Here is an 11557-nt window from a genome sequence, read left to right as displayed (position 1 = left end):
TAATGTAGTTAATATGGGTAATATTAATGCTAATAATGTATTACTTATAGGGAATAAGGTAGATATACAAGGTGGTAAAGTTGGAAATAAAAACTCTACTACACATTTGGTGGGAAAAAATGTGTATATAGACGCAGATAGTACAAATTTAAATTCTACTATAAATGTAACAGCTACAGAAGGTGGTTACATACAAAGACAAATGATAAATTTTGCAAATAGTGGTTATAACTTTGGTAATAATGTAAAAGTAAATATAGTAAATTATAAAGATTCTAGCGGCACAACTCATACAGGAAGCTCTAATTTTAAAAAAGCGTTAACTATAGGTAATATGGGAAATGAAAAAGATAATGCCATAGAGTGGTGGCACTTTGCAAAAGGTTGGAATGAAGGTTTAGGTGTTACTAGAAGTGTTGATGAGTTTAGATTGGTAGGGAATATTGATTTTAGTAAAATAATTGTAGATCCAATTGCATATGATTACAATAATGCTTTTAATAAAATATTTAATGGAAATGGGTTTACATTAAAAAATATTACAATTAATGCCAATAAAAATTATAATGTAGGATTATTTGGAACTACTAATGGAGCTGAAATTTCTAATATCAATATTGATACTATAAATTTTAAATATGAAAAAGATTTACCATTTAGAATAGGTGGTTTTGCTGGATATATACGAAATAGTAAGATTTCAAATATCACACTAAGTAATATTGGAGTTATTAATGCAGTTAGGATAGCGGGAGGATTTGGTGGAAGTATTAGTGATTCTTATATTGATAAAATTAAACTAGATGGTATAAAAGAAATTATTGTTGTAAATGAGGGAGAGTTAGCAAGTAATGTTACTAGTATTGGTGGATTTACTGGACTTGGATCATCTTCTAGCTACAATAATATTATTATAAAAGATATTGGAAATTTGTCTTTAACTAATAAAATTGGAGAAGTTTATACAACTTATATAGGTTGGTTTATTGGAAGATCTGATCAGCTTGCTCAATCTAAAAATATTAATACTTTTAATAATATTGCAATCTATGATATTGGCAATATCTCAGTTAATGGCTATTGGGGTAATTATGATTTATATATTGGATCTTTCGCTGGAGCCTTGTACGGAAGCAAAAAAGAAATTATGCAGAATATCTATATGTTTATAGATGATAATTCTCAAATATCATATAATAAATTTTTTAGATTTTATTATCTAGGTAAATTTGCTGGAACGCTAAATGCGGAATTAAATAATGTTCATATATATTCCAATAATAGCACTCTATCTGATATGAATAATGATTCCTCTCTAATTAACAACTTTAATAACAATGGCTATGTTTCAGATAAAATAAACATTCACACTTATAATAACTCTACTCAAAGTGATGCATATGAAGACTTTTTATCTAAAGCTGACACTATAGAAAAACCATCTAAACCAACAGATCCTACCGATCCGAGTAATCCTGATGTTATCTTAGATAGTGATGATGTAATTAGTGCAGAAGATTTAAATAAATGGCTTGATGAAATATTTGGTGGAGATTACTGGGTAGATATAAAAGATCTTGGCAAAATTCAAGGTCTAAGTGAAAGCATAGCTCAAAGTATATCTTTCTTGGAAGCTTTATATGGTCAAAAAGGTATGAAAGAAATATTAGAAGGAATTAGCAATGAGTATAAAAATATTTCTACCAAATATGATAAATTTGCAATTAATAAAGCAAATCTTTTAGCATTTATTAATGATAAATTAAAACCCCTAGTTGAATCTTCTAATAATGCCTTAGCTCAATTAAAACTCATACAAGATCAATTAAAAATAGCTATAGCTAAATACAATGATTATGTTAAAAAAATCAATGAAAACCCTGCTATAAAAAATGAGGAAACTTTAAATGCTTTAAAAGCTGAAGTGGATAGATTAAACCAACTTAGCGGAGAATTAGCTACCACTATAGCTAAAAATCAAATAATACTAAAAGATTGGCAAGATAAAGCTAGTACTGATTCTAATGAACATTTTACTATCAAAGGACAATTTGATAATGTAGCATTGTTAATACCTAATTTAGAAAAAGTAACAGTTAATGGTAATGAAAACGATGACTATGAAAAAATATCTCACCAAGTAGCTAATATTCAAAAACAAACACCTATTTTTGAATATGAAGAGGAAGAAACTGAAGAGGTGGATGAAATTTCCTTACTTCAAAAAAGTAAAATCTGCATAGTCAGCGATAATTATAAAACTATGAATCCTTGTGTGGTTGAAAGTTTTTAATCTATACTGCTTTAACAGTATAGATTATAGGAAATGCTTTTCTTTTAAAATCACATATAATTTTAAAGTAGAAATAAAGAAAGTTAAAATAGCAGGTCCAAGGATAATACCCCAAAAGCCAAAACTTGAAATTCCTGCTATCATCGCAAAGAAAATTAAAAGTTCGTTAATTTGCGTTGGAATTTGAACAAGTTTTTCATTGATCCATTTAATGATGTAAGGCTTTACTAAAGTATCTGCGATAAAAGATATCATTATCACACTATAAATGAAAATCACTAAAGCACCGCTTAAATTGTTATTTGCAAATTCATATAAAGAAACAGGCACATAAACTAAGGCCCCACCTACCACAGGGATTAAAGAGCTAAAGCAAAATAATATTCCCATTAAAATCGCATCATAACCATAAAATTTAGTAATGATAGCAAAAAGCACTCCTTGTAAAATAGCATTTAACACCATAGAGTAAAACACCACAGACATTACATTACTCACTTCGCTTAAAATGCCTTGAGTTTCTTCTTTTTTCATAGGTACTATGGTTTTTATATAGCCAATGAGTTGGGCTCCATAAAGATTAGCAAAGAAATAAAACACACAAATTAACACCATATCAGTTAGAAATTTGGTGCCAAATTTAGTTGCGCTTGAAAGATAGGTTAAAACATTTTTAGAGATAGAATTTAAGTCAATACTTGCTAATGCTTCTTTGATTTTAGGTTCTATAAAACTTAAAGATTCAGGTAGGTGTAGGGAATAATTTTTAAAATATTCTATGGTATTGTGAAAATAGCTCATATCAAAACCTTTTGCAGCCTTTGCTAGTTCTATAATAGCATATACAAAAGGGATGAAAAATAAAGCTAACATAAAAACAGTAGTAGCTGCTGCAGCAACGACTTTTTTACCTTTGAAAATACTTAAGAATTTAACATTAACATTAGAAGTAGAAACAGCCATTAAACTTGCTATAGCTATATTCATCAAAAAAGGTTTGAATAAAAAAAGTACCCAAAATAAAATGATTAAAATAAAACTAATCAAGAAAAAATTACTACTTTTCATCAAATAAACCTTTGTTGTATTTTAATTTTAAAACATCAAAACTTTTTAAGCTTGCAATGCGACCTTTGGCTGTTCTTTCTATATAACCATTTGCTAGTAAATATGGCTCTATTACATCTTCTATTGTATTTTCATCCTCGCTTAATGCTGCAGCTATACTAGAAAGTCCTATAGGTTTTCTTTTAGCTTCAGTTAAAAGCTCTAAATACCGCAAATCCATCGCGTCAAAACCAAGCTCATTTACCCCTAAGGAATCAAGTGCTTGTTTAGCTCTTTTTTCGCTAATGATTTCTTCATCATTTACATCAGCAAAGTCTCTTACACGCTTAAGCAATCTTAATGCTATTCTTGGGGTTGAGCGACTGCGTTTGGCTATTTCCAAAGAAGCTTTTTTTTCACAAGTTTTATTAAGCTTTAGAGCTGCTTTTTCTAAAATGATAGCAAGTTCTTCATTTTTATAAAATTCCAAGCGAAATTGCATGCCAAAGCGATCGCGTAAAGGATTACTTAGCATACCTGCTCTTGTAGTAGCACCTATTAAAGTAAATTTAGGTAAATCGATTTTGATTGTTTGTGCAGCAGGGCCACTACCGATGATAATATCAAGACGAAAATCTTCCATAGCAGGGTAAAGCACTTCTTCTATGGCAGGACTTAAGCGATGAATTTCATCGATAAATAAAATATCTCCCTCGCTAAGATTAGTTAAAATCGCAGCTAAATCTCCGCTTTTTTCTATCATGGGTGCAGCGGTAGTTTTGATATTTGCATTCATTTCATATGAGATAATGTTTGCTAAAGTTGTTTTACCAAGTCCTGCAGGCCCACTAAAAAGGATATGATCTAGACATTCATTTCTTTTTTTAGCAGCTTTGATGAAAATTTCTAAATTTTTTTTAATATTTTCTTGTCCTATGTAGCCGTCAAAATTTGAAGGTCTAAGGCTTGTTTCATAAGTTTCATCAGGGGAGAATTTTTCAATCTCTACGATTCTATCCATATTTTTTCCATTTTATTTTGTAAGAAATTTTAATTTTATCTAAAATTTGCTAAAATAAACATTTAAACTTAGATTATAGAAGTTTTTATGGGAATTTTAGAGCAATTAGAGTTAGATTACGAGCTTGAAGAAATCGAGCGTTTTTTGTATTTTTTTAGAAGTCTTTGTGATGTTTTAGAGCCTTTGATAGTAAAGCTAAGCAGTGATAGCTCAAAATACAAAGAAGCTTTAAAAGACTTAGAACAAAATATTCACAATGTAGTTTGGGCTGCTAAAAGATTAAATTTAGATGAGATTGCAAATTTTTGCACATTCTGTGAGGAAATTATGCAAGAAGCAGCTAAATTTGACGGGCCTGCTAGTGATGAATTTGTGGATTGGATGTTTTTAGTGGGTGAGCAGCTTGATAGATATTGCAGTGATTATGAAAAAAATGCTTCTTTTTTAAGTGTATTTAACCCTCAAATTGCAAATGTTCCTGATAAAATTTCTAAATAACGGGGACGACTTGGCTTCGACAGGAGTAGAGTGGCCTTGGTGGCATGTCGCTTTGAGCAAAGCGTATAAAGCTCAAATTAAAATTAAACGCAAACAACGTTAAATTTGCTCCTGCTTACGCTAAAGCTGCGTAAGTTCAGTTGAGCCTGAATTTTAAGTCATACTATCTAGCTTAGAATTTGGTCATTTTTGATAGTGTAGATTGAAATTTGACAAGTTTTGATTGAAGTTAAAGTCTTAGTCTAGCTTGAAATTTTGGAAGGTGAGTTTGGCTAGATGAAATTTTCACCTTTGCTAAGCATGTAGATGCCGTGGTTGTTTTATTTTTGGACAGGGGTTCAATTCCCCTCGTCTCCACCAAATTTAATCTTTCATAAAAACTATATCGTTTTTTTGTATTTTTACTAGTTAAGTTGTTTTTAATATAAAAAATTATGGGAAAAAATGTAGATTTTGTTTATAAAATAGTAGATTTATAGGCGATAATATAATTCTTAAATAAGGAAATAAATAATACTCTTAAATCATAGAGTATTATTTTGTATTTTTTAGATGTTTAATCATCCTTATGCTGATTATTCTTGACTAGTGCATCTCTTATATCGATGATAAGATAAATTAGAAAAAAGCTTAAAAATATTACTATAAAAAACCCAATAAGTGCTGCCAAGCCTGCTGCAAAATCTTGCGTAAACATTATTGCAATAGAATAACCAATCGCTGTAATAAAACTTAATATGGTTATTATATCTAGCAAAGTTCTACCAAATTTTATGATTAAATTTTTAATCATGATTACTCCTTGATGAAAAATTGCTAATTATAGCAAAAACATAATTTTAATTAATGGAAGATTGTAAAATTATTTGAAGTTTAGATTTTCTTTGCAAGGCTATCCTTGCAAAGAATTTATACAAATAAAGAATTTACACTTTCATTGTGATAAACTCTGCGTATTACCTCTCCAAAAATAGGTGCTACGCTTAGGACTTTGATTTTATCCATTTGTTGTTTTAAAGGTATAGTGTCAGTTACTACTAGCTCATCAAGCGCATCTTTAGCTATTCTTTCATAAGCTACACCACTAAGCACAGGGTGAGTACAGCAAGCTATAACTGACTTTGCGCCTTTGTTTTTAAATACTTCAGCAGCTTTTACTATGGTTCCTGCTGTATCGATAATATCATCTACTAAAATCACTTCTTTATCTTTTACATCGCCGATGACATTCATCACTTCGCTTTCATTAGCTTTTTCGCGTCTTTTATCTACTATAACTATATCAAGTCCCAAAGCTTTTGCCACGCTTCTAGCTCTTGCTATACCACCTATATCAGGACTTGCGATGATAGGATTTTTATAGTTTTTATTTTTAATATAATCATTAAAAATAATACTTCCATAAAGATTATCCACAGGTATATCAAAAAAGCCTTGAATTTGTCCAGCATGTAAGTCTATGGTAGCTACTCTATCCACTCCTGCTGATTCTATAAGATTTGCTACTAATTTTGCAGTAATAGGCACCCTAGGGCTTGCTTTTCTATCTTGTCTGGCATAGCCAAAATAAGGGATGATAGCTGTGATAGAGCTTGCACTTGAGCGACGCAAAGCATCTGTCATGATTAAAAGCTCCATTAGATTATCATTCGTTGGAGCACAAGTACTTTGTATGATAAATACATCTTTACCACGCACGCTTTCATCTATTTGAATGCTAATTTCACCATCGCTAAAACGCTTTACACCTGCATTGCTAAGAGGCAGTGAAAGGTATTTTGAGATTTTTTTAGCAAATTCCTCATTTGCTGAACCAGAAAATATTTTATATCCACGCATATATAAGCCTTAGAAAGTTTTTTGTGATGATATAAAAAGTTTTTTAAAAATACAATAAAACATATTAAAAGCCGTGCAATCTTTTTAAATCCGCATCAATAGGAAATTTATTTCCATCTTTATCTACGCTCACATAAGTTACTACAGCTGAAGTTACATGCATACAATACACACGACCATATTCATTAGCTCTTTGTGTAACTACTTCTACTGCTACGGTGATAGAGGTATTACCTGCTTTGATTATTTTTGCATAGCAAGATACCAAATCGCCTACGAAAATTGGCTCCTTAAAAATGATTTTATCCACTGCTACGGTTACTACTCTTTGCGGAGAAAGCTCCCTTGCGGCAATGGCTCCAGCTAGATCAATTTGTGACATGATCCAACCACCAAAGATATTACCAGCGGGGTTTGTATTGCTTGGCATAGCTATAACTCTTAGCTTAGGTTCTCCCATATCTTTCATACATTCTCCTTGTGTTTTAAAAAAAACATTATAATTAAGTTTTAAAAATAAAGAAAGGTAAAAAATGAATGATTTTAAGCAAATAGCAAAAATTGTGAAAAATAGGAAACAAAATATTAATAGTCTTTATAATATACTTCAAACTAATCAAAGTCATCCTTTGATAGATAGAGCTTTAGAACTAGCTAATCTTGAAAATGAAAAAAGCAATGTTTTAGCAATGTTGCGTCGTTTGGTGGATTTAAAAGAGGAAAATTTAGTCCAAGAACTTGAGAAAAAAGGTTTAAATGAAGAAGAAATTTCTCAAATAAAATATAAAGTTTTTTCTTTGGTAAGAGCCTTTTATGAAGTAGAACACCAAGATTTAATCGATGAGATTAAGAGTAAAAATTTACTTGATGAGTTTTATTTGGCTTTAGTTCAAGGTGTGCATAATATAGGTGTAGTTATGAATTCTTTTGAGCTTGTTTGGAGTAAGCAAATTTTAGATACAAATAATAAAATTTTAAAAGAACAATTTCCAAATTTAAGCGATGCTTTGGAGTTTTTAAAACAAAATGAGCTTTATCAGCTTAATCAAGATGGCGAAATTTGTGAAAGAAGCTATGGGGCTTTAGTTAAAATAGGAACACTTTGGAGATTTTTACCTTATGCAAAAGCTTTTGAAAATGAAGTTTTAAAGCTTGAATATGAGTTTGATAAACTTTTAGAAAAACTAAGAAATTGTGCGTTAGATGATGAAAAAAATGCTTATATTGACTATATAGAAAAATTAAAATTTGCTTTTTGTGAAAAAGATAATAATGAAGTGGTTAAAAAATGGCAAGAAGCAGAGCTTGCGTGGATGGAAGTAAAATGCCCATTACAAATTGGTCATCCTTTAGAATACTATGAAGACTCTTACACACATGCAGTAGCACTTGAGTGGGATATACGCTTAGAAGATGCGAGTGATTTTAATGCGAGTGAGTTTAAAGATAAAATCAAAGAAAGCTTTGCAATGGTGTATGCAAATTTAGATGAAGAAGATGAAGCTTTGTTTGATGAAGTGAATTTTAATCTTGAAAAAACTCAGCTTTATATTTGTATGCCTATGATTTTTTATGGAGCAGAGCTTAAGGGACTTTTTTCTGCTCAAGTAGTACCAAATGATGAGTATGTAAGCAATATAGCAGGCAAAAAGATCTTTGCTTTTTTAAATTATGTTTATGAAAATGCTAAAACCAAGCCTTTTATGAAGCTTTCTTCTATGGTATTTGAAAAAGAATTTTTAGATTATGGTAGAGAAATTTTATTTTATAATGAAAAATTATGGAAAAGAATTTATGAAGTTTCCACTATAGGTCATGAGTTTGGGCATATTTTCTTTGTGGCAAATGATAGCGAAAAGAAAATGAATGAAAGTGGTGTGTTTAAAAATATAGAAGAGTTTAAAGCTACTGCGGGTGGGCTTGTAAATTTCTTTTTGCATGAAGAAGATGACTTAAAGCTTCCTGTGTTTTATGAGCTTATTAAAAGGGCTATAGGATTGATTGCTTGGCAAAGAGTAGAGGAGGTTAAGCCTTATTATACAGAAGGTTTGATTCATTTGTCATTGTTGTTTAAATCAGGGGTGTTATCTTTTGCAAATGAGAAATTAAACATTAAATTTGATGAGGAAGCTTATGAAGCCTTTAAAGCTGTGTTTATGCAAAATTATTATAAGTTAGCAAGACATTATATGTTAAAAGAAGATGCTAAAAATTATTTAGATGAGTTTTGTGTTTTAGAAGATGAGGTATTTTTACCACTTGATGAAGAGTGTAAGGAATTTGTAAAATACTACTATGAATTACATAAACTTTATGGTAATGAAATCGATGAAAGTGGAGAGTTTGAAAAATACTCTAATATAAAATAAAATTTTTATCAAGAAGAACTTAGCTTTCTTCTTGATATTTGCTATTTTCTAATGCTTTTTCCATATCTTTTTGCGTTTTTAAAATCGCTTTACTAAAACCATTTAGTACTGAAAATGGAGCAAATTGTGCCGCTCTTTTTTCTCTTGACATTAGTGGGAATTGTTTTGATTTTTGATATTTTTTATCTATTATATCTTTATACTCATCATGCATTATGACCTCCTATTAAAGAAGTAATTTCTTTAGTTTCATTATCTAAGCTTGAAGCTTTTAAAATAGCCTTTTTACCAAATTTTTGCATGATTTGAAGTCTTGCTTTTTGGAGTTTTTCTTCTTTTTCAAGTTGATTTTTTTCTTGTGAAATTGCATTAAAATCACTAAATAAATTTAATTCTTGGAAATTTTCTTGTGCTTTATCTGTGATATTATTTAAACTTAGGCTGATTTTTCTAATGCTTAAGTTTTTATCGCTGATTTTGCAAAAAAGCTCTAAGGCTTTTTTATTGATGATTTTTAAAGAATGGGTAAAATTTTCTAAATTTATACTTCCATGAGCATTTTTAGGTATAGTTCTTCCATAACTATCTTTAGTGATAGCTCCTTTGTAAGAACCTAAAAAACTTGAATTTTCTAAATTGCTTTTATCATATTGTATATCTAGTGTGATATGGTTTGTTTTAAGGTTATTTTGAATAAGTTCAAGTACTAAATGATCCACAAGTTCTTTTAAAACTTTTATTGTTTGATTATTATCATATGCAAAAGGCAAAACCTTAGCCATGACTTTAGAGTGATTTTGTGATTTGTAGTTTTTAATATCTTTCATCGTGCAAGTTTCAACGCCCCATGCATGATCGATTAATAATTCAGCATTAACACCAAAGTGTTTATAAAGCAAAGCTTCGTGTTTTAAAGAAAATCTTGCAAGATCTCCCATAGTATGAATGTTTAAATTCGCAAGTTTTAAGGCAATGCCTTTACCTATACGCCAAAAATCTTTTAAAGGTTTATGCTGCCATAATTTATATCTGTATAATTTTTCATCTAAAAAGGCTATAAGCAAGCCATTTTCATCTACTTGTTGTCTTTTAGCAAGTATATCCATGGCAATTTTAGCTAAGTATAAATTTGTACCTATGCCTGCTGTTGCAGTGATTTTACTTGTATGTAAAATATCAAGTAAAACCTTAGTAAGTAGCTCATAAGCTGATAGTTTGTATTTTTCAAGATAAGAACTAAGATCGATAAAAACTTCATCAATAGAGTATATATGAATATCTTTAGCATCAAAATACTTCAAATAAATGCTGTATATTTTTGTACTAAATTCTATATAAGTAGCCATTCTAGGTTTAGCGATGATGTAATCTAGTTCTAAATTTAAATCATTTCCAAGTTCTAATGTATCAAAACTTTTAGCTTTAAAGCGGTGTTTTTGAGCCTGTTTTAATCTTTCTTGATTGATTGAATGGATTTTTTGTTTAAACTCAAAAAGCCTTAATCTGCCGGGTATATTGTAAGTTTTCAGCGCAGGTGAAACTGCTAGTATGATGGTTTTATCTGTTCTTGATTCATCTGCTACAATGAGATTAGTTGTTAAAGGATCTAGATTTCTTAAAACACATTCAGCTGAAGCATAAAAAGATTTCAAATCAATAGAAGCATAAATTTGCATAGTATGTGAAGCTTGCCTTTAAATTTATTATAATTATAACAGTAAAAATTATTAAAATAGATGAAAGGAAATGAATTTTATAAGGTGGCGGACAGAGAGGGATTTGAACCCTCGAGACCCGTTAAGATCTGCACCCTTAGCAGGGGTGTGGTTTCAGCCACTCACCCATCTGTCCGTATTAAAAGGGAAAGTATATCTTATTGTTTATAAGATATACCTTAAATTTATACACTAAGATAAGCTATGATTAAAGTTATAACAAAACCAGCACCTAAAACCGCTATTTGTTTACCTCTGTCTTTGCGTATAGCTATGATAGTGATTAAAAGTCCTGAAATATAAAGGATTATCATAGCAAGTGCAAAAGCCAATCCAAGCACAGAAAAGTACCACATACCTTTGTCTTTATGAAGTAAAATCATATTACCAAGTAAGCTTCTTTCTTTTGTAATAATTTCATAGTTATTTTCATCTACTTTAACAATACTTGCAGTATAGTTTATGGCACCAAGCTCTATACCATCACCTTTTTTATTAAGTTTTGGTTCTAAAGATGAAGGAAGTTTTAAGTTATTTTTCTTTAAAAAATCAATTAAAAATTCAGCTTCAGCACCTTCTTGAATAATGGCTTGAACTTTTTGACTTTGAATTTTAGCTCCACTTTCTCCATCAAAACCAGCTATATAAGCAAAACCAGTAACAGCGTATAAAAATGCTAGTGGCAAGAAAAATAAGCTAATGTAAATGTGAATTTGTCTGAATAATTTGTTCTTATTCATTTTTTAACTCCTTTTTTAAAATAATAAAAAGTATA

At 30.0% G+C, this 11557-nt stretch carries 11 protein-coding genes, 1 tRNA gene and 1 other RNA gene; 4 read left to right on the top strand and 9 right to left on the bottom strand.

The genetic code is table 11. The features are described from left to right. Window positions 1-2293: hypothetical protein (locus tag CAMP5053_RS01180; RefSeq protein WP_337217123.1), on the top strand; the 2293-nt coding region annotated here is incomplete at its 5' end. Window positions 2294-2317: 24 nt separating this feature from the next. Here the strand turns inward: CAMP5053_RS01180 and CAMP5053_RS01175 are convergent. Continuing rightward, the gene (locus tag CAMP5053_RS01175; RefSeq protein WP_337217122.1) at window positions 2318-3361 is read right to left on the bottom strand and encodes an AI-2E family transporter; all 1044 of its coding nucleotides are present in this window, start codon (window positions 3359-3361) and stop codon (window positions 2318-2320) included. After that, entirely contained in the window at window positions 3351-4361 is a 1011-nt protein-coding gene (ruvB, locus tag CAMP5053_RS01170; protein WP_220566281.1) for a Holliday junction branch migration DNA helicase RuvB, read from the bottom strand. The genes CAMP5053_RS01175 and ruvB overlap by 11 nt, the downstream gene beginning before the upstream one ends. 87 nt (window positions 4362-4448) lie before the next feature. Here ruvB and CAMP5053_RS01165 point away from each other — a divergent pair, with 87 nt between their 5' ends. Beyond that, complete coding sequence (locus tag CAMP5053_RS01165; protein WP_039619086.1) at window positions 4449-4859, top strand: hypothetical protein; 411 nt, start codon at window positions 4449-4451, stop codon at window positions 4857-4859. Window position 4860: 1 nt separating this feature from the next. Then, window positions 4861-5219, top strand: a transfer-messenger RNA (tmRNA) gene (gene ssrA, locus CAMP5053_RS01160). Window positions 5220-5415: 196 nt separating this feature from the next. Here ssrA and CAMP5053_RS01155 read toward each other — a convergent pair. The 3 genes from CAMP5053_RS01155 to CAMP5053_RS01145 all read right to left on the bottom strand — a co-directional run bounded on the left by CAMP5053_RS01155 (window position 5416) and on the right by CAMP5053_RS01145 (window position 7167). Beyond that, window positions 5416-5652: a hypothetical protein gene (locus CAMP5053_RS01155; RefSeq protein ID WP_337217121.1), complete on the bottom strand. Its 237-nt coding sequence runs from the start codon at window positions 5650-5652 to the stop codon at window positions 5416-5418. A gap of 116 nt (window positions 5653-5768) precedes the next feature. Then, a complete protein-coding gene (locus CAMP5053_RS01150; RefSeq protein ID WP_139470980.1) occupies window positions 5769-6698 on the bottom strand; it encodes a ribose-phosphate pyrophosphokinase in 930 nt (309 codons plus the stop codon). A gap of 64 nt (window positions 6699-6762) precedes the next feature. Then, a complete protein-coding gene (locus CAMP5053_RS01145; RefSeq protein WP_012661971.1) occupies window positions 6763-7167 on the bottom strand; it encodes an acyl-CoA thioesterase in 405 nt (134 codons plus the stop codon). A 64-nt stretch (window positions 7168-7231) separates the two neighbouring features. On the opposite strand from CAMP5053_RS01145, the gene ciaB reads away from it, so the two are divergent. After that, window positions 7232-9067: an invasion protein CiaB gene (gene ciaB, locus CAMP5053_RS01140; RefSeq protein ID WP_337217120.1), complete on the top strand. Its 1836-nt coding sequence runs from the start codon at window positions 7232-7234 to the stop codon at window positions 9065-9067. Window positions 9068-9086: 19 nt separating this feature from the next. Here the strand turns inward: ciaB and CAMP5053_RS01135 are convergent, their stop codons facing one another. From CAMP5053_RS01135 to CAMP5053_RS01120, 4 genes are all read right to left on the bottom strand, one after another. Beyond that, window positions 9087-9281 (bottom strand): hypothetical protein, encoded by a 195-nt coding sequence (locus CAMP5053_RS01135; RefSeq protein WP_337217119.1) that lies wholly within the window; start codon window positions 9279-9281, stop codon window positions 9087-9089. Beyond that, on the bottom strand, window positions 9274-10743 hold the full coding sequence (locus tag CAMP5053_RS01130) for a Y-family DNA polymerase (RefSeq protein WP_337217118.1): 1470 nt from the start codon (window positions 10741-10743) through the stop codon (window positions 9274-9276). The genes CAMP5053_RS01135 and CAMP5053_RS01130 overlap by 8 nt, the downstream gene beginning before the upstream one ends. An 85-nt stretch (window positions 10744-10828) precedes the next feature. Then, window positions 10829-10918: transfer RNA gene (locus tag CAMP5053_RS01125), tRNA-Ser, on the bottom strand. A gap of 49 nt (window positions 10919-10967) precedes the next feature. Next, window positions 10968-11522: a membrane protein gene (locus tag CAMP5053_RS01120; RefSeq protein WP_039619073.1), complete on the bottom strand. Its 555-nt coding sequence runs from the start codon at window positions 11520-11522 to the stop codon at window positions 10968-10970. Between the last annotated feature and the right edge of the window lie 35 nt (window positions 11523-11557).

Source organism: Campylobacter sp. S4:11, assembly GCF_024723695.1.
Lineage (GTDB): Bacteria > Campylobacterota > Campylobacteria > Campylobacterales > Campylobacteraceae > Campylobacter_D > Campylobacter_D jejuni_C.
This window is presented reverse-complemented; position numbering and strand designations above follow the sequence as displayed.